This window comes from Aeromonas australiensis (genome assembly GCF_000819725.1).
GTDB classification, from domain to species: Bacteria; Pseudomonadota; Gammaproteobacteria; order Enterobacterales; family Aeromonadaceae; genus Aeromonas; species Aeromonas australiensis.
In genome coordinates, this window is the sequence record NZ_CDDH01000038.1 from 1 (window position 1) to 17,652 (window position 17,652).

General features: G+C 59.2%; 13 protein-coding genes. 9 read left to right on the top strand and 4 right to left on the bottom strand.

What is annotated here, in order from left to right:
- Positions 1–223 precede the first annotated feature (223 nt).
- The 3 genes from prlC (at position 224) to BN1117_RS05200 (ending at position 5,835) form a co-directional block, all read left to right on the top strand.
- Entirely contained in the window at positions 224–2,266 is a 2,043-nt protein-coding gene (prlC, locus tag BN1117_RS05190; protein ID WP_040095427.1) for an oligopeptidase A, read from the top strand.
- Positions 2,267–2,470: 204 nt separating this feature from the next.
- Positions 2,471–5,020 carry a putative bifunctional diguanylate cyclase/phosphodiesterase gene (locus tag BN1117_RS05195; protein WP_040095428.1) on the top strand — a complete coding sequence of 850 codons (2,550 nt, stop codon included), beginning with the start codon at positions 2,471–2,473 and terminating at the stop codon, positions 5,018–5,020.
- Between the two features lie 53 nt (positions 5,021–5,073).
- On the top strand, positions 5,074–5,835 hold the full coding sequence (locus BN1117_RS05200; RefSeq protein WP_209435230.1) for a class I SAM-dependent methyltransferase: 762 nt from the start codon (positions 5,074–5,076) through the stop codon (positions 5,833–5,835).
- Positions 5,836–5,907: 72 nt separating this feature from the next.
- Here the strand turns inward: BN1117_RS05200 and BN1117_RS05205 are convergent, their stop codons facing one another.
- From BN1117_RS05205 to rhlB, 3 genes are read right to left on the bottom strand one after another with little or no spacing between them, the layout of a single operon-like run.
- Positions 5,908–6,162 carry a Rho-binding antiterminator gene (locus BN1117_RS05205; RefSeq protein ID WP_040095442.1) on the bottom strand — a complete coding sequence of 85 codons (255 nt, stop codon included), beginning with the start codon at positions 6,160–6,162 and terminating at the stop codon, positions 5,908–5,910.
- 30 nt (positions 6,163–6,192) lie between these two features.
- Positions 6,193–7,683, bottom strand: coding sequence for a guanosine-5'-triphosphate,3'-diphosphate diphosphatase (gene gppA / locus BN1117_RS05210; protein ID WP_040095430.1), 1,491 nt, complete (start codon positions 7,681–7,683; stop codon positions 6,193–6,195).
- A 12-nt stretch (positions 7,684–7,695) separates the two neighbouring features.
- The gene (gene rhlB, locus BN1117_RS05215; protein ID WP_040095432.1) at positions 7,696–8,985 is read right to left on the bottom strand and encodes an ATP-dependent RNA helicase RhlB; all 1,290 of its coding nucleotides are present in this window, start codon (positions 8,983–8,985) and stop codon (positions 7,696–7,698) included.
- A 113-nt stretch (positions 8,986–9,098) separates the two neighbouring features.
- Between rhlB and trxA the strand changes: the two genes are divergently transcribed.
- The 5 genes from trxA to fre all read left to right on the top strand — a co-directional run bounded on the left by trxA (position 9,099) and on the right by fre (position 14,368).
- Complete coding sequence (gene trxA / locus BN1117_RS05220) at positions 9,099–9,425, top strand: thioredoxin TrxA (protein ID WP_005339416.1); 327 nt, start codon at positions 9,099–9,101, stop codon at positions 9,423–9,425.
- Positions 9,426–9,632: 207 nt separating this feature from the next.
- A complete protein-coding gene (gene rho / locus BN1117_RS05225; RefSeq protein ID WP_005339417.1) occupies positions 9,633–10,898 on the top strand; it encodes a transcription termination factor Rho in 1,266 nt (421 codons plus the stop codon).
- Positions 10,899–11,006: 108 nt separating this feature from the next.
- Positions 11,007–12,020: a hypothetical protein gene (locus BN1117_RS05230; RefSeq protein ID WP_040095434.1), complete on the top strand. Its 1,014-nt coding sequence runs from the start codon at positions 11,007–11,009 to the stop codon at positions 12,018–12,020.
- A gap of 33 nt (positions 12,021–12,053) precedes the next feature.
- On the top strand, positions 12,054–13,523 hold the full coding sequence (gene ubiD / locus BN1117_RS05235; RefSeq protein ID WP_040095435.1) for a 4-hydroxy-3-polyprenylbenzoate decarboxylase: 1,470 nt from the start codon (positions 12,054–12,056) through the stop codon (positions 13,521–13,523).
- 146 nt (positions 13,524–13,669) lie between these two features.
- On the top strand, positions 13,670–14,368 hold the full coding sequence (gene fre, locus BN1117_RS05240; protein WP_040095437.1) for an NAD(P)H-flavin reductase: 699 nt from the start codon (positions 13,670–13,672) through the stop codon (positions 14,366–14,368).
- A gap of 86 nt (positions 14,369–14,454) precedes the next feature.
- On the opposite strand, the gene ubiK is transcribed toward fre, so the two are convergent.
- Positions 14,455–14,712 carry a ubiquinone biosynthesis accessory factor UbiK gene (gene ubiK, locus BN1117_RS05245; RefSeq protein ID WP_005339429.1) on the bottom strand — a complete coding sequence of 86 codons (258 nt, stop codon included), beginning with the start codon at positions 14,710–14,712 and terminating at the stop codon, positions 14,455–14,457.
- A 294-nt stretch (positions 14,713–15,006) separates the two neighbouring features.
- Between ubiK and BN1117_RS05250 the strand changes: the two genes are divergently transcribed.
- The gene (locus tag BN1117_RS05250) at positions 15,007–17,439 is read left to right on the top strand and encodes a VolA/Pla-1 family phospholipase (RefSeq protein WP_040095439.1); all 2,433 of its coding nucleotides are present in this window, start codon (positions 15,007–15,009) and stop codon (positions 17,437–17,439) included.
- Positions 17,440–17,652: the final 213 nt, after the last annotated feature.

Sequence of the window (17,652 nt, forward strand, 5' to 3'; positions counted from 1 at the left end):
CCCACAAAATGCGAAGAACCCAAAAAAAGGCTCACAGATTCATCCTGTTACTTACTGTTGATGGCAAAACCGCAGCAACGGCAGCGATCCGGGTCGCAATGGCTGGAAAAGTACAGGGTCGCGGCGGATTCCCGCTTGATTATTGCGTGGCTTGGCCACATGTTAGAAAGCCATACAGAGCTGCTAAGGCGGTCTGTTCAAGACCAAACAAGAGGTAACCGGGATGAATAACCCTTTGTTGACAATGGATTCGCTGCCCCCTTTCAGCCAGATCAAGCCGGAGCAGGTACAACCTGCCGTGGTGCAGGCGATTGCTGACTGCAAACAGAAGATCTGCGATGTGCTGGCCCGGCGTGATCCCCATACCTGGGATAGCCTGATTGCCCCGCTGGAAGAGGTAAATGACCGTCTGTCCCGGATCTGGTCGCCGGTCAGCCATCTCAACTCCGTACTCAATAGCGAAGCGCTGCGCGAGGCCCATGATGCCTGCCTGCCGCTGCTCTCCGAATTTCAGACCTATGTCGGGCAGCATGAAGGGCTCTATCAGGCCTATCTTGCTCTTGCCGAGAGTGATGATTTCCCGCGTCTGGACGATGCCCAGCGCAAGGAGATCCAGAATACCCTGCGTGACTTCCGCCTCTCCGGCATCGGTCTGCCTGCCGAGGCGCAGCAGCGTTACGGCGAAATTCAGGCCCGCCTCTCCGAGTTGGCCTCCCGCTTCAGCAACAACGTGCTGGATGCGACCCAGGGCTGGCACAAGCTGGTGGGCGATGAAGCCGAACTGGCCGGTCTGCCCGACAGCGTGCGTGCCGCTGCCCGTCAGATGGCCGAGCTCAAGGGCAAAGAGGGGTGGCTGTTCACTCTGGATATCCCTTCTTATCTGCCGGTGATGATGTATGCGGACAACCGTGAACTGCGTGCCGAGATGTATGAGGCCTTCACCACCCGCGCCTCCGATGAGGGCCCCAATGCAGGCAAGTGGGACAACTCCGCCATCATGAGCGAGCTGCTCACCCTGCGCCGCGAACTGGCCCAGCTGCTGGGCTTTGCCAACTATGCCGAGCTCTCCCTGGCCACCAAGATGGCGGACAAGACCGAACAGGTGGTGAGCTTCCTCACCGATCTGGCGGCCAAATCCCTGCCGCAAGGCAAGGCAGAGCTGGAGGAGATCCGCACCTTCGCCGCCGAGCAGTATGGTCAGAGCGAGTTGGCCGCCTGGGATCTCGCCTACTACGCCGAGAAGCTCAAGCAGCACAAGTTCTCCATCTCCGATGAGCAGTTGCGCCCCTACTTCCCTGCCAACAAGGTGGTGAAGGGGCTGTTTGAAGTGGTGAAGCGGGTGTTTGGCATGAAGGTGCGCGAGCGCCTCGGCATCGACACCTGGCACCCTGACGTGCGCTTCTACGACATCTTCGATGCCGAGGATGAGCTGCGTGGCAGCTTCTACCTCGACCTCTACGCCCGCGAGCACAAGCGGGGCGGTGCCTGGATGGATGTCTGCCTGGGCCGTCGCTACCGTCAGGATGGATCCTTGCAAAAGCCGGTGGCCTACCTGACCTGCAATTTTAACGGTCCGGTCGATGGCAAACCGGCACTGTTCACCCACGATGAAGTGGTCACCCTGTTCCATGAGTTTGGCCACGGCATTCACCATATGCTGACCCGCATCGATGTGGCCGGTGTCGCCGGGATCAACGGCGTGGCCTGGGATGCGGTGGAGCTGCCGAGCCAGTTCCTCGAGAACTGGTGCTGGGAGTCCGAGGCGCTGGCCTTTATCTCCGGCCATTACGAGACTGGCGAGCCGCTGCCTGCCGATCTGCTGGAGAAGATGCTGACCGCCCGCAACTTCCAGGCGGCAATGCAGATGCTGCGCCAGCTGGAGTTCGCCCTGTTCGACTTCCGCCTGCATCAGGAGTTTGACCCGGCCAATCCGGCGCAGCTTCCAGCGCTGCTGGACGAGGTGCGCAGCCAGGTGGCGGTGATGACGCCGCCGGCTTTTAACCGCTTCCAGCACAGCTTCTCTCACATCTTCGCGGGCGGCTATGCGGCGGGCTACTACAGCTACAAGTGGGCTGAGGTGCTCTCTGCCGATGCCTTCTCCCGCTTCGAGGAGGAGGGGATCTTCAACTCGGCGACCGGCCAATCCTTCCTGAAGCATATTCTGGAGAAGGGGGGCTCGAAGGAGCCTATGGAGCTGTTCCGAGCCTTCCGTGGTCGTGAGCCTCAGGTGGATGCACTGCTACGACACAGCGGGATTGCTGAATGAAGCTGATAGCCATGATTGGACAGAGCCTCAAGCAGATACATTTTTGAGCCATAGTGGGATCAAATCGTGATTTCTGCGATAAAAAGGGACCTAATGGTCCCTTTTTTCAAGGCTTTTTAATATGTTACTGATTGCATATTTGCACTGCTCACGGCTCTTCAGTAGAGTCGTGTCCTAACCTTCAAGGAGAGAAAGCCACTTGCCATGAGGCGAGCACTCGATTCCGTTTATCAAATCATCTCAAGTCTGGCTCATTCGAGCGGCCAGGGATATTTCGATACCTTTGTGAGTGAAATCGCCGCTGCTGTGATGGCTGATGTCGTCCTGATCGCCAGTAGGGAATCAAATGCTACCCAGCTGATGGTGCAGGCTGCTTATCCCTCCTCTCTTGACCCCGATTCCCTGACGTTGCCACTGACCGACTCTCCTGATGCTATTACCTGGCTGGAGGGGGAGGCCTGGTTTTGCGATCGTCTGTTGCAACTGTTCCCCGCGATGGCGCTTGCCGATACGTGGCAAGCCCAGGCCTACGCCGGGATTGCCCTAAAGGATGCGGATGGCCAGACCATAGGTATCTGCTGTCTGCTCTATCGTCTACCGCAGACCAATATGAGCAGGGTGATGGGGTTGCTCAGATTACTGGCTCCGTTGGCGGGTCGTGAACTGGCGCTGATGCTGCAACGACAGTTACCTCCCCCTCTGTCTGAACCACCCCATGGGGTGCAGAGTATGCTGTTTCAGGCCCCGGTGGGGATCGGCAAGCTGGATCTCGATGGCTGTATTCTTTGGGCCAACCCGGCCATCGAGCAGATGCTGGGTTATCCCCTTGACGAGCTACTCCATCGCTCCGTGTCCGACATCAATCACCCCGAGGATTGGCAGCGCAGCATTGTCTGCTACGAGGAGATCCGGCGCGGCGATCGCAGCAGTTTCACTCAGGAGAAGCGTTACGTCTGCAAGGGGGGCGAGCTCCTGTGGGGGCGGGTAACAGTTACCCTGATCCGCGATGACCAGCAGCAGCCGGACTACCTGATGGTGCTGCTGGAGAATATCGATCCCCTCAAGCGCCATGCCGAGCAGCTCAAGCTATCTCACCGGGTTTACGACAACCTCTCCGAGGCGATTCTGGTGTGCGATGTCGACAGCCGCATCATCTCGGTCAACCCCGCCTTCGAGCAGATCACCGGCTACAGCGGTGACGAGGTGCGGGGCCAGCGTCCCAGTATTCTTAAGTCCGGACTGCATGATCAGACCTTCTATGCTGACATGTACCACGCGCTGGAGCGGGTGGGGGTATGGCGTGGCGAGGTGTGGAACAAGCGCAAGAACGGCAAGCTATATCCGCAGCAACTGATGATCAGCACCCTGCGTGAAGCCGGCAAGATCCAGCAATATATCGCCATTTTCAGCGATCTTTCCCAAACCAAGGTGGCCGAGCAGAAGATCGCGACCCAGGCTAACTATGACAGCCTCACCAGCCTGCCCAACCGCTGGCTGTTTGGCCGCTGCCTCACCCGCTTCTGCGAGCGGGGCGAGCGCTTCGCGCTCATGGTGCTCGACCTCAACAACTTCAAGGCGGTCAACAACAGCATGGATCACCATGCCGGTGATGCCCTGCTGCGTGAAGTGTCGGATCGGTTGGTGAGTCGGGTGCGCACCGAGGATATGGTGGCCCGTATCGGGGGCGATGAGTTTGCCTTTCTGGTGCCCGGCATCGTGACTCGTCGTCAGGCCGAAGTGTTTGCCAAGCAGATCATTGGCAGTTTCGCCCGTCCTTTCATGCTGGCCAACCAGCACCTCTATGTGACGGCGACGGTGGGGATGACGCTCTGCCCCATTGATGGTAGCGAGAGCGATGAGCTATTGCGTAACGCCGAACAGGCGCTGTTTGCCGCCAAGCGGCAGGGGCGGTTGCTCGGTGCCTACTGCCCATCCATGCGGGAAGAGGTGCGCCAGCGCCACCAGATGCAGCAGGATTTGGCCGAAGCGATCAAGCTGGAGCAGCTGACCATGGCCTACCAGCCCATCTGGGACAACCGCAGCGGTCGGGTCGCCAAGCTGGAGGCGTTGGTGCGCTGGTATCATCCCCAGTGGGGGCAGGTCTCTCCTGCCGAGTTTATCCCGCTGGCGGAAGAGGCTGGATTGATCCAGGGGTTGGGGGCCTTGGTGTTGTGGCAGGCGTGTCGTGATCTGGCCCGATTGCAGCAGTCCGGCTTCCCGGGCCTGCAGATGTCGATCAACCGCTCCACCGTGGAGTTCCAGACTATCGACCCCGATGCGAGCGAGTGGCTCAAGGTAATTCAGCACTTCGGACTCGATCCTGCCGATATCGTCATCGAAATTACCGAATCGTTGCTGATGGAGAGCAGTGACCAGCACAGGATGCGGATCGATGCCTTGCGCGAAGCCGGGTGCAAGCTGGCCATCGATGATTTCGGTACCGGCTACTCGGCCCTCAACTATCTGCGTACCTTCCCGGTGGATCTGGTCAAGATAGATCGCTCTTTCGTGCGCCATATCCCGTTCAATGAACAGGACCGGTTGCTGCTCGACGGCATCATCAACATAGTGCACAACCTCGGTATGCAGGTGGTGATCGAGGGGGTGGAGACGCGCGAGCAGCTCAACTTCCTCTGCCAGAAGGGGTGCGCCTTCACTCAGGGTTATCTGCTCAGCCGCCCACTGGCTTATGACGATCTGACCGATTACCTTGCCCTTAATAGCCAGGGGATGAACCTCACTGTCGTGAGCTGACCCCGCGCTTCTGGTATCATGGCCACTTCTGTCGTGCCATGAGTTTGCTACCAATGCCCCATATTCAGGTGTTCAGTGACCTACCCGCCCGTGATGGCGAGCTTGATGCTCTGCGTCACTCTCTTGCTGATGTGGTGTTTCCCGCCCCTTTTGCACTGGTGCTGACAGAGGCCAGACTGGAGCTGCGCAAACTGGATGAACCCAAGCTGGGGGCCGTCTATGTGGACTTCGTGGAGGGGGCGGTGGCCCATCGCCGCAAGTTCGGTGGCGGTCGTGGCCAGTCCATCGCCAAGGCTGTGGGGCTCAAGGCTGGTGCCACTCCGACCGTGGTGGATGCTACCGCCGGGCTGGGGCGCGATGCCTTCGTGCTCGCCTCCCTCGGTTGCAAGGTGACCCTGATCGAACGCAGTCCCGTGGTGGCTGCTCTATTGCAGGACGGGTTGGCGCGGGCGGCACAGGATCCCGAGATTGGCCCCTGGGTCAGCGAGCGGATGCACCTGCTGCAAGGCCCGGCGGTGGACAACCTGCTGGCGCTGCCGGAGCGGCCCGAGGTGATCTACCTCGACCCCATGTTCCCGCACAAGCAGAAGTCGGCGCTGGTAAAAAAAGAGATGCGGGTGTTCCAGTCGCTGGTGGGGCCGGATCTCGATGCGGATGCCTTGTTGCCTGCCGCGCTCAAGATGGCTGATAAGCGGGTGGTGGTGAAGCGGCCGGATTACGCCGGCTGGCTCAACGAGCATAAACCCAGCATGGCCATCGAGACCAAGAGCAACCGCTTCGATGTCTATGTGATGGCGGCGCTGGCAGCGGGTTAACGGCCGGTGCGAGTTGCAGATGCAAAAAAGGAGGGCCAACATCATGTTGGCCCTCCTTTTTTCGTAGTGGATTCAGTTGGTTGGCGCGAAGTGGATCAGCTTCTCTTCCCCTTGCCAGTGCAGGCGCAGGGTCGCCAGATCCGCGAGGCTGAGCCGCTCGCCACTGTGCAGCAACAGATACTCGACCCCTTCGCTGGCTTCGATAGTGCGGATCTTGTCATCCCATTGGTGACCATCGCGACTGGTGAGGGTCACCGGCAGTTGCCAGCTGGCAGCAATTTCGAGCCAGTCGTAGAGATCGCAGCTGATGGGTTGATAATCCGGCATGATCGGCTCCAAAACAGGCAGGTTGCTGAGTCAGGCTTCCTGTACGCGGGTCGGCCAGCCCATCTTCTGCTGGCGTTCCACTTCAAAGCGCAGCTCGCTGGCACGCAGGTAGTGTTCATCCATCCAACCCTTGGGCAGGGTCAGGGTCAGTGACTCCTCTTCTGCCTGCAGGGTGAAGCTGGGCACTGTGCCCTGGGTACGGCGCATGCAGAGGATCAGCGCGATGCGCAGGATGCGGGCCAGCCGGATCGCCTGACGAGCGGTGACGGCACCCTGTTTCTCCAGCGGTTCCAGCTTGAATTCATCCCGCTGGTTGAACAGCAGGGCCGACAACAGCTTCTTTTGTGCAGGGGTAAAGCCCGGCATGTCGATGTTGTCGATGATATAGGCGGCGTGTTGCGGCGCCTTCTTGTACTCGATACAGAGGCCGATCTCGTGCAGCAGGGCGGCATAACGCAGGATGGGGCGACCATAGCGTTTCGAGAGTCGCCAAGCCGGTTGCAGCTGGTTGAACGCCTCGACGGCGGTATCACGCACCCGCTCGGCGTGCTCCTTGTCCAGCTGGTAGCGATTGATGAGGCTGTCGGCAGTGCGATCCCGGGCATCACAGTCGTGATTGTTGCCCAGCAGACCGTAGATCAGCCCTTCCCGCAGGGCGCCGCCTGCCAGCGTCATGCTCTCGATGTCGAGGGTTTCGAAGATAGCGATCAGGATGGCGAGGCCGGAGGGGAACACGGTCAGCCGCTCGGCCGCCAGTCCTTCCAGTTGCAGCCGGTCGAGCTTGCCGCAGGCGATGGCCTGACCCATCAGCTCCTGCAACTTCAGCAGAGTCACCCGTTCGCTCTTCCCTTGCGCCAGCATGATCTCTTGCAGCGCCTGTACCGTGCCGGAGGCGCCGACGCAGGTGCGCCAGCCGAGAGTGCGGTAATCTTCCGCTACCTTTCCCAGCACCGCCTTGGCGGCGTTAATCGCCTGCTCGAAGCGCGCTTCGGAGAGCTCGCCGTCACCGAAGTGATTGTTAAGCCAGGTGACGCAGCCCATGTGCAGGCTGTTGAGCAGTTTTGCTTCGCTGTGCTCGCCGATCACCAGTTCGGTACTGGCGCCGCCGATGTCGATCACCAGGCGGTTGCCTTCCCCCGCCGAGGTCCAGGAGACCCCTTCATAGATGGTCTTGGCCTCTTCCTCGCCCGAGATGATCTCGATGCTGTGGTTGAGTACCCGTTCCGCTTCGCTGAGGAACTCATCGACGTTGCTGGCAAGCCGCAAGGTGGCGGTGCCCACCACCCGGATGTTGTCGGCCGGGATGTCCTGCAACTGCTCGGAGAACAGGCGCAAACAGTCCCAGCCCCGCTCCATGGCGGCACGGCTTAGGCGAAATTCCGGATCGAGTCCGGCGGCAAGGCGAACCTTGCGCTTGACCTTGGTGACGGTGCGCAGGGCACCAGCGACCTCGCGCACCACCAGCATATGGAAGCTGTTGGAGCCGAGGTCGATGGCGGCATAGAGAGGCGAGTTGTGCAACGGGCCTATCCTTTAGCTTTTGCGCGGCGGACGACGACGGTTGTTGCTGTTGCCACCACCCTGGCGATCCCGCATGTTGCGGTTCACCGGCTGACGGTTGCGGAACACCCGTTTCGGCGCGGTCACGTCATCCAGCAGCGCTTCGCGATCATATTTGCTGACCGGAATGGCGTGGTGGATGTACTCCTCGATAGCCGGCAGGTTGAAGGCATAGTCTTCACAGGCCAGGCTGATGGAGTGACCGCTCTTGCCGGCACGACCGGTACGACCGATACGGTGTACATAGTCTTCGGCGTCGTCAGGCAGGTCATAGTTGAAGACGTGGGTCACGTCCGGGATGTGCAGACCACGGGCGGCCACATCGGTGGCGACCAGAATATCGAGCGCACCCTTGGTGAAATCCTCGAGGATCTTCATCCGCTTCTTCTGCGGCACGTCACCGGTCAGCAGACCGACACGGTGGCCATCATTTTCCAGCCAGGCGTGAACGTCTTCACAGACATGCTTGGTATTGGCGAAGACGATCGCTTTTTCCGGCCACTCCTCTTCCATCAGGGAGAGCAGCAGCAACATCTTGTCTTCATTGGAGGGATAGAACAGCTCCTCCTTGATCCGCACGCCGGTCATCTGCTCCGGCTCGACCTGCACATGTTCCGGGTGGTTCATGTGTTCGTAGGCCAGCTCCTGCACGCGCAGGGAGAGGGTGGCGGAGAACAGCATGCTCAGACGCTCGGTGGCGGGTGGCATGCGGCGGAACAGGAAGCGGATGTCCTTGATAAAGCCCAGATCGAACATGCGATCCGCCTCGTCCAGTACCACCACCTGAATGTTGCCGAGATCGATAACCTTGGACTTGAAGTAGTCGATGATGCGGCCAGTGGTGCCGATCAGAATGTCGACGCCCTGCTCCAGCACAGCCAGCTGCTTGTCGTAACCTTCGCCACCGTAGGCGAGGCCGAGTTTCAGGCCGGTAGAGGCGGCGATGCTGCCGGCATCGTTATAGATTTGCACTGCCAGCTCCCGGGTGGGGGCCATGATAATGGCTCTCGGCTGGTTAACCAGACGGGGCTTGGTCAGCGGGTGAGTCAGCAGATAGTTAAAGGTGGCGGCCAGGAAGGCGATGGTCTTGCCGGTGCCGGTCTGGGCCTGACCTGCGAGGTCATGACCCTCTACCAGCAGTGGCAGAGAGAGTGCCTGGATGGGCGTGCAATAGTGAAATCCCTTTGATTCCAGACCAGCCAGAACTTCGGGTTCGAGGCCCATTTGGGCGAATTTGTCGGTCGTTAAGTGTGTTTTGCTCATGGCGGTAGGTTATCAGGTTAGGCTTGCAATAATAAACAGGATCATTTCAAATAGGGCAACTATTGCCTTTGTTGATGTGTCAATAAAGCCTTAATTACTGACTGGAGTTGGAGATGAGTGACAAGATTGTTCAGCTGAGCGATGCCAGCTTCGAGGCAGATGTAATCAAAGCCGATGGCGCCGTTCTGGTCGACTTCTGGGCCGAATGGTGTGGTCCGTGCAAGATGATTGCCCCGATCCTGGAAGAAGTTGCCCAAGAGTACGAAGGTCGCGTAACCGTAGCCAAACTGAACATCGACCATAACTCTGATACTCCGCCCAAGTACGGCATTCGTGGTATCCCGACCCTCTTGCTGTTCAAGAATGGCGAAGTGGCAGCGACCAAGGTCGGTGCACTGTCCAAGACTCAGCTGAAAGAGTTTCTGGACGGCAACCTGTAATAATTAAAGAGGAGCGCATTGCAATAATGCGCTCCTTCTGTTTTATCACCTAGACGCTCACCCCGATTGGTGCTAATTTATCGCTCGTTTGCTAACCTTTTTGCCTGACTCTTTGCTCACACATCAGCCTGGCAAATCAAATCCGATCAGCATCAATCCAGCAGACTGTCTCCTCATTTCAATCCTTGCTTACAGACTTTCACCACTATGAATCTGACTGAATTAAAGAACACTCCTGTGTCCGAGCTGGTCAAGCTTGGCGAATCCATGGGGTTGGAAAATCTGGCTCGGGCGCACAAGAAAGATATTATTTTTGCCATCCTCAAGGCGCACGCCAAGGGTGGTGAAGATATCTTTGGCGACGGTGTGCTGGAAATCCTGACCGATGGTTTCGGCTTCCTGCGCAGTGCAGACGGCTCCTATCTGGCGGGCCCTGACGATATCTACGTCTCCCCGAGCCAGATCCGCCGCTTCAACCTGCGTACTGGCGATACCATCTCCGGCAAGATCCGGCCACCGAAAGAGGGCGAACGCTACTTCGCACTGCTCAAGGTCAACGAGGTCAACTACGACCGTCCGGAAAACTCCCGCAACAAGATCCTGTTTGAAAACCTGACCCCCCTGCATGCCAACGAACGTCTGCGCATGGAGCGGGGTAACGGCTCTACCGAAGATATCACTGCTCGGGTACTGGACCTGGCTTCCCCCATCGGTAAAGGCCAGCGTGGCCTGATCGTGGCGCCGCCCAAGGCCGGTAAGACCATGCTGCTGCAGAACATCGCCCAGAGCATCGCCTACAACCACCCGGATTGTGAGCTGATCGTGCTGCTGATCGACGAGCGTCCCGAAGAAGTGACCGAGATGCAGCGTATGGTAAAAGGTGAAGTGATCGCTTCCACCTTTGACGAACCGGCTTCCCGTCACGTTCAGGTTGCCGAAATGGTGATCGAGAAGGCCAAGCGCCTGGTCGAGCACAAGAAAGATGTGGTGATCCTGCTGGACTCCATCACCCGTCTGGCCCGTGCCTACAACACCGTAATCCCGTCATCCGGCAAGGTACTGACCGGTGGTGTGGATGCCAACGCCCTGCACCGTCCGAAGCGCTTCTTCGGCGCCGCGCGTAATGTTGAAGAGGGCGGCAGCCTGACCATCATCGCCACCGCGCTGATCGATACCGGTTCCAAGATGGACGAGGTTATCTACGAAGAGTTCAAGGGTACCGGCAACATGGAACTGCACCTCTCGCGCAAGATTGCCGAGAAGCGTGTCTACCCGGCTATCGACATCACCCGCTCAGGTACTCGTAAAGAAGAGCTGCTCACCTCCGGTGACGAGCTGCAGAAGATGTGGATCCTGCGCAAGATTGTCCACCCGATGGGCGAGATTGACGGCATCGAGTTCCTCATCGACAAGCTGGCGATGACCAAGACTAACGACGAGTTCTTCGACGCCATGCGGCGCCAGCAGAAGTAAGTCTGGTCAGAAAATGACGAAACCGCGGCCCTGGTCGCGGTTTTTGTTTATCTGTTTTCCGGTCGCCCTAGTAGTATGAGATCCCGATGTCACATGGATGGAGACGTCATGAAGCCTGTTTTCTGGTTATTGCTGGGATTGCTGAGTGCTATGCCAGCTTGTGCGCAGAGTACCCCGGCTGCCCCGGCTGCCCCGGCTGCCCCGGAGGCGGCCGAGACGCTGCAGACGCACCAGCGCTATTTGGCGAGCCGTCTGCAGGAGGGGCAATTTGCTGCCATTGACTCTCTGCTGGCGACCCTTAGCCGCGAGCGGCGGGAGTTCCTGCTGTTGCAGCTGCTGCGGGATATTCCCGCTACCACGCCAGCATCTCCTGCGTTGCAACAGTGGGTCGAGGCTCAGGCCGACAGGGCCCCCGAGTGGCTCATGGAGCAGCAGGTCGACGGTTTTCTGGTGCAGCAGCCAGTCTATGATTTTGCCGCTCGCGCCCGCCAGTTGCTGGGGGAGTGGCAGGAGCAGTCGTTGCAGGCCAGCTATCGCCAGCAGTTGGAGCAGGGCAATTTCCGCTTCAAGAGTATCTATTATCGTGGCAATCCCGCGCTGACCCATCAACAGCAAGCCCTGTTGCTGGCCCTCGACGCCTTGCCGCAACCGATCTGGATACGAGAGGCGCAAGCGTTGGCCAGCCAGAATATCTATCTGCCTGACAACCGGTTGTTGTTCCATCTGTTGCAGCGCACCGGCGAACCGGCGCTCTATGGCATGTTGTGGCGGCGACCGGCGGATCAGGATGCGCTGCGCGCACTCTCCACCATCAACCGCTTCCATCAGGGCAGTGTTGCCAGCGATCTGCTGATTGCCGCCAGTGGCAACGAGGGATTGAAGGGGGCCGCCCTGCGCCAACTGAGCGCGCTCTCCCCCTTACCACCGCAGGCCCAGAGCTATCTGTTGGCCGAACTCTCCAACCGCCAATATGGCGCATTGGTGGCAGGTCTGTTGATGAAGGTGGATGAGCCGCAGCTGCTCTCTGCGTTGGCCAGACGTCTTGGCCAGCGTGACATGCCACCCATTGCTCCGAGTCTGTTGCCCGATTCGGGTACACCCGATGGGCAGCCAGGGTTATAATGCGTGACCTCCTGAACCCGGTTGGGAACTTGCATGAAATACAAGGATTTGCGTGATTTCATCGCGCAGCTGGAACAAAACGGACAACTCAAGCGCATCAGCCGCGAGATAGATCCCTATCTGGAGATGACCGAGATCAGCGATCGCACCCTGCGTGCGGGTGGCCCGGCTCTGCTGTTCGAAAATCCCAAAGGCTACACCATGCCGGTGCTGACCAACCTGTTCGGCACCCCGGATCGGGTTGCCATGGGCATGGGCCAGCCCGATGTGGGCGCCCTGCGTCAGGTCGGGGTCTGGCTCTCCTATCTGAAGGAGCCCGAGCCGCCCAAGGGATTCAAGGAGCTGATGGAGAAGCTGCCGATCTTCAAGCAGGTGCTCAATATGCCGACCAAGCGCCTCTCTTCTGCTCCCTGCCAGCAGGTGGTGCAGGAGAGAGATGCTGTCGATCTCGACCAGATCCCGATCCAGCACTGCTGGCCCGGCGATGTGGCGCCGCTGGTCACCTGGGGGCTCACCATCACCCGCGGCCCCTACAAGAAGCGGCAAAACCTCGGTATCTATCGCCAGCAGAAGATCGCCAAAAACAAGCTGATCATGCGCTGGCTGGATCATCGTGGTGGCGCCATCGATTTTCGCGAGTGGCAGGAGGCCCATCCCGGTGAGCGATTCCCGGTGGTGGTGGCGCTCGGCGCCGATCCGGCGACCATCCTTGGTGCCGTGACGCCAGTGCCGGATACCCTCTCCGAATATGCTTTTGCCGGTCTGCTGCGCGGCAGCCGTACCGAGGTGATCAAGGCCATCAGCTGCGATCTGGAGGTGCCCGCCAGCGCCGAGATCGTGCTGGAAGGCTATCTGGAGCCCGGTGAGATGGCGCCGGAAGGGCCCTATGGCGACCACACCGGCTACTACAACGAGGTGGACGAGTTCCCGGTCTTCACCATCACCCACATCACCAAGCGGCGCGATGCCATCTATCACAGTACTTACACCGGCCGCCCGCCCGATGAACCGGCGGTGCTGGGTTTGGCGCTGAACGAGGTGTTCGTGCCGCTGCTGCAAAAGCAGTTCCCCGAGATTGTGGACTTCTATCTGCCGCCGGAGGGGTGCTCCTACCGGATGGCGGTGGTGACCATCAAGAAGCGTTATCCGGGCCACGCCAAGCGGGTGATGCTGGGGGTCTGGTCCTTCCTGCGCCAGTTTATGTACACCAAGTTCGTGGTGGTGTGTGACGATGACGTCAACGCCCGCGACTGGCAGGATGTGATCTGGGCCATCACCACCCGGATGGATCCGGCACGGGACACCACCTTGATCGAGCACACCCCGATCGACTATCTGGACTTCGCCTCGCCGGTCTCCGGCCTCGGCTCCAAGATGGGGCTGGATGCCACCAACAAGTGGCCGGGCGAGACCAACCGGGAGTGGGGTCAGCCCATAGTGCAGGATGAGGCGGTGAAGCAGAAGGTCGATGCCATCTGGGATGAGCTCAATATCCTCGGATGAGGCAAACATGACAAGCTTGCTGCAAAAAGTGATGCGATCCGCACTGATTTGAGTATTCTCGACTGACGGGGCCAGGGCTGCTGGTCGTCACTCCATAGTGAAACAATGAGCGAAGCGGGCCGAGCGAGCCCGCCACAAGGACAAGAATGCAACGTATCAAATGCCGCGTAGAGGAACTGCGCGAATATGTCGACACCATCTGGCATGTGGCCCTGACGCCGCAGCAAGCGATCAGCTTCAAGCCGGGCCAGTATCTGCTGGTGGTGATGAGCGATTCGGACAAGCGCCCCTTCTCCATCGCCAACTCGCCGACCCGCTCGGGCGTGCTGGAGTTGCAAATCGGTGCCACTCCCGAGAATGCCTACGCCGGTCAGGTGCTGGAGCGCATGCGCGAACAGGGGGAGATCGAGGTCGAATTGCCGGCTGGCAAGGCGTTCCTGCGCGATGAGTCTCCCCGTCCGCTGATCCTGATGGCGGGCGGTACCGGCTTCTCTTACGCCCGCTCCATTCTGGAGTTCCTGATCGACACAGGCAGCAAGCGCCCGGTGTTCTGCTACTGGGGTGTGCGTCAGGCTCACTGGCTCTACGAACTGGAGCAGATGCAGCAGTGGGAGCGTGACTATGCGCCGCTCACCTTTATCCCGGTGGTGCAGGAGCCGGACGCTGACTGGACCGGCAAGAGCGGACTGGTGCACAAGGCGATCATGGATGACTTCGTCAGCCTCCACGACTACGACATCTATGTCGCCGGTCGCTTCGAGATGGCCGGTGCCGCGCGGGAGGAGTTCAAGATCCTCGGTGCCGAGCCGGAGCGCATCTTTGGTGACGCTTACGAATTTATCTGAATTCGGAAGGAAGAGTGGCCCCATGCGGCGGCCGGCCAGAAACAACAAACCCCAGCCAGGCTGGGGTTTGCTTTATCGGGGCTGCATTATTCGCCTTTGGCGCCGAGCTGCTGCTCGAGCTGAGCCAGCTTGCTTTCGAGGGCGGCCAGTTTTTCACGGGTACGCAGTAGTACCTTGGTCTGCACGTCGAACTCTTCGCGGCTGACCAGATCCAGCTTGCCCAGCTGGGCTTGCAGTACCTGACGCATCTTCTTCTCGGCCTCTTCACCCATGCTGCGAATGCCGGGTGGCAGGGAGTTGTGCACCTGCTTGGCGATCTCTTCCAGTTTCTTCGGGTCGATCATGATGTCCTCCTTAAGCGTTGGTGGACATTCTACCGACAATTCCCGCACTTTGCCGAGATCGCGGCGGCTTTTTACTCCTTCTGCTGGTGGCTGGTCGGGTCTGGTGATTGGACGACAACTGTTACCCTTGCGCCCCTTTGTTGACCTGAAACCATGATATGCACCACAAAGCTGAGCCAGTTCTGTCCGGCATGAGTCTTATTGGGTGTTGGTTTTATGTTAACGTCTGGTGGTCGAGGTCGTGATGGCTTCGTGGGCTTGTGATGGATAACAAAACTAAAAAGAGAACAAAAAATGAAGAAGAAGCTAATTTATGTCGCTGTTGTCAGCGCCCTGCTGGCCGGATGTGGTGGTGAGAATGACAAGATGGGGGATACCAGCAGTACCCTCGATTATGCCCTGAGTGGTGCCAGTGGTCTTCGCCCGAGTGTGCTGGCTCCCCGTGCTGGCGACGGTACTCTGAAGTTTTCAACCGAGAGTCAGGATCTGTCGAACCCGGTATCTGCTCTCTCTACCCTGGATGGCTGGTCGACGACTCAAGCCATTCAGCTGGTGCCATCCACCATCACCGGGGTCACCATCCCGGCACCAGCCGATGCTGATTTCTCATCCTCGGTCGCGCCTCTCTATTTGCTGGAGCTGGTACTGGATCAGGACACTTTACGGCCCAGTGGCGTGAAGAAAGTCTTGGCTTACGGTATGGATAAGGATTTTGTGGTTCGTTCCGCGGGGGGCAAGCTTAGCCTGGTGCCACTCAAGCCGCTTAATCCCTCTTCTTACTACATGATAGTGGCGACCGATGCCCTCAAGGACAGTCGCGGCACACCGCTCAAAGCAGGGGAAGACTACAGCAGCTTCAGGTCGACGGCTGGCGATACTGCGCAAGAACAGACCGTCAACGGCTTGATCTCGCTGCAGGAAGGTCTGTTCAAGGCGGCCACCGGGATCACCAGCGATCGGGTGATCTTCTCCGACTGGTTTGCCACCCAGTCCGGCGCCGATGTATTGCTGGCCGTGAAAGGGGCCGCTGCCAAGGTAGTAGAAAATGGTCTGGATGCCGCGTTCGTCTGGAAACAGGATGCCAAGGGCAACACCAGCCTGCCGGGGACCTATGTGGCTAGCTGGAATCCGACAGCACCTTTATTTATGGATGCTCTTGATGGGGTGTCGGAGCTTTTGCTTCCAGCTGATACCAAGCTGGCGATTAAGGCGGGTATTGCTGGTGCGGGCCTGACTGGGCTTGCTGGCATCACCAGCGTATATAGCGGAACCGTCAAGCTCCCTTACTTCCTCTCTACCCCGGCGATAGCCGGCTCATGGGACAAGGCCAAGACCCAATCCTGGCACGGTGCTATCCCCAGCCTTTATGCCATCGCCAACGCGCTGAAAGCGGGTGATAGCGAAGTGGTTAGTGGATTGATTGGCGCTGGTGTTGAGCCGGCCAAGTTAGCAGCACTGATCGCTGACCCGACCCGCCAGAGCGAACTGCTCGATGAGGCGAGCAAGCTGATCGGGGTGACCCTCACCTCAGGCGGCAAGCCGCTGGATGCCGAGCGCAATATCGGCCGCTTTAATCCACTGCCTGCCTTGTCTGAGGTGCAATCGGTACCGCTGCGGATCTTCGCCGCTGCACCGCTTAATACCATTACCGATGTGATCATCTATCAGCACGGGGTTACCTCCATCAAGGAGAATGCCTATGCCCTGGCACTGGGCCAAATAGGCGCGGGTTCAGTTGCGGGCAAAAACGTGGCAGTGGTGGTGATCGATCATCCGTTGCATGGTGAGCGCGGTTATGCCCTGAGTGGCAGCATGGATACCGTCACCACTTCTGACAATCCGCTGCCCTATCTGAATCTGAGCTACCTGACCGTTGCGCGGGATAACCTGAAGCAGAGCGTAGCGGATCTGCTTGGGCTGCGGCTGGCGATCGGCTTGGCCAATCAGGCTGGTTCGATTGGTGCGAAAGATAGCCTCAAGGTGCACTTCCTCGGTCACTCCCTCGGAGCGATTAGCGGAACCAATCTGTTGGCTGTTGCCAGTCAGCCTACCGGCAGTGCCCAGGCTGATGCGCTGTTTAAATTCGATACTGGCGGTCTGGCGATGCCGGGCGGTGGCATCGCGCCGCTGCTACTCAATTCACCAAGCTTCGGGCCGACCATCAAGATGGGGGTTCTCACCGCGGGCAGCCCTGCGTTGAAGGCCGGGTTTGAGGCTTACGCGCCCAACTGCCAGACGGCGGTGCCGACCTGCTTTGTCAATGAGTTCTTGCCGAGCCTGGACGCGGTGACCCGGGCCAGTGCCGAGAGCACCTTGCAGAGCTATACCTTCGCCGCGCAGAGCGTGCTGGATTCGGCGGACCCGATCAATCTGGGGCGTGGAATCAAGGCGGACATCCCGCTGTTTGCCACCGAAATTGTGGGCGATGGCGCCCTCAACCTGCCGGATCAGGTGATCCCCAACAGCATCGACTCAGCGCCGCTGGGTGGCACCGAGCCGTTGTTCCGAGTGCTGGGTTTGCAGGCGTTGCAAGGCGGGCCGGGGGTGATCCCTGTCAGCCGCCATGCAGCGCGTTTTGTGGCAGGAGGTCACAGTTCGCTGCTGGCGCCTGATGGCAATGACAGCAACGCGCTGGTGACCAGTGAGATCCAGACCCAGTTCGCCAGCTTCTTTATGAGTGGTGGCACTGCCGTACAAGTGACAGACGGTTCCCTGCTCAAGCAGTAAGCCTGTTGCAATATAAAAACGCCGCCCTTCTGGGCGGCGTTCAGATTGCTGAAGAACCCCCCACTTTTTCAAAGAGGGGGGTTCTTTTTTCGCTCGGCTCCATGGGGCTGCTCACTGGCTGACAAGTCGGCCTATCGGCCATCTTCGCCATGAAAAAGGCATCAAAGACCATGCTATCGCCCTAACAAGACCATCTGCCGGGGAATTCGGCGG

Bases quoted from the DNA above. Each gene is read 5' to 3' on its own strand.
- BN1117_RS05205 (WP_040095442.1), bottom strand. From the start codon at position 6,162: ATGCCGGATTATCAACCCATCAGCTGCGATCTCTACGACTGGCTCGAA.
- fre (WP_040095437.1), top strand. From the start codon at position 13,670: ATGCAACGTATCAAATGCCGCGTAGAGGAACTGCGCGAATATGTCGAC.
- ubiK (WP_005339429.1), bottom strand. From the start codon at position 14,712: ATGATCGACCCGAAGAAACTGGAAGAGATCGCCAAGCAGGTGCACAAC.
- BN1117_RS05200 (WP_209435230.1), top strand. From the start codon at position 5,074: ATGCCCCATATTCAGGTGTTCAGTGACCTACCCGCCCGTGATGGCGAG.
- rho (WP_005339417.1), top strand. From the start codon at position 9,633: ATGAATCTGACTGAATTAAAGAACACTCCTGTGTCCGAGCTGGTCAAG.
- ubiD (WP_040095435.1), top strand. From the start codon at position 12,054: ATGAAATACAAGGATTTGCGTGATTTCATCGCGCAGCTGGAACAAAAC.
- BN1117_RS05230 (WP_040095434.1), top strand. From the start codon at position 11,007: ATGAAGCCTGTTTTCTGGTTATTGCTGGGATTGCTGAGTGCTATGCCA.
- BN1117_RS05195 (WP_040095428.1), top strand. From the start codon at position 2,471: ATGAGGCGAGCACTCGATTCCGTTTATCAAATCATCTCAAGTCTGGCT.
- BN1117_RS05250 (WP_040095439.1), top strand. From the start codon at position 15,007: ATGAAGAAGAAGCTAATTTATGTCGCTGTTGTCAGCGCCCTGCTGGCC.
- trxA (WP_005339416.1), top strand. From the start codon at position 9,099: ATGAGTGACAAGATTGTTCAGCTGAGCGATGCCAGCTTCGAGGCAGAT.
- rhlB (WP_040095432.1), bottom strand. From the start codon at position 8,985: ATGAGCAAAACACACTTAACGACCGACAAATTCGCCCAAATGGGCCTC.
- prlC (WP_040095427.1), top strand. From the start codon at position 224: ATGAATAACCCTTTGTTGACAATGGATTCGCTGCCCCCTTTCAGCCAG.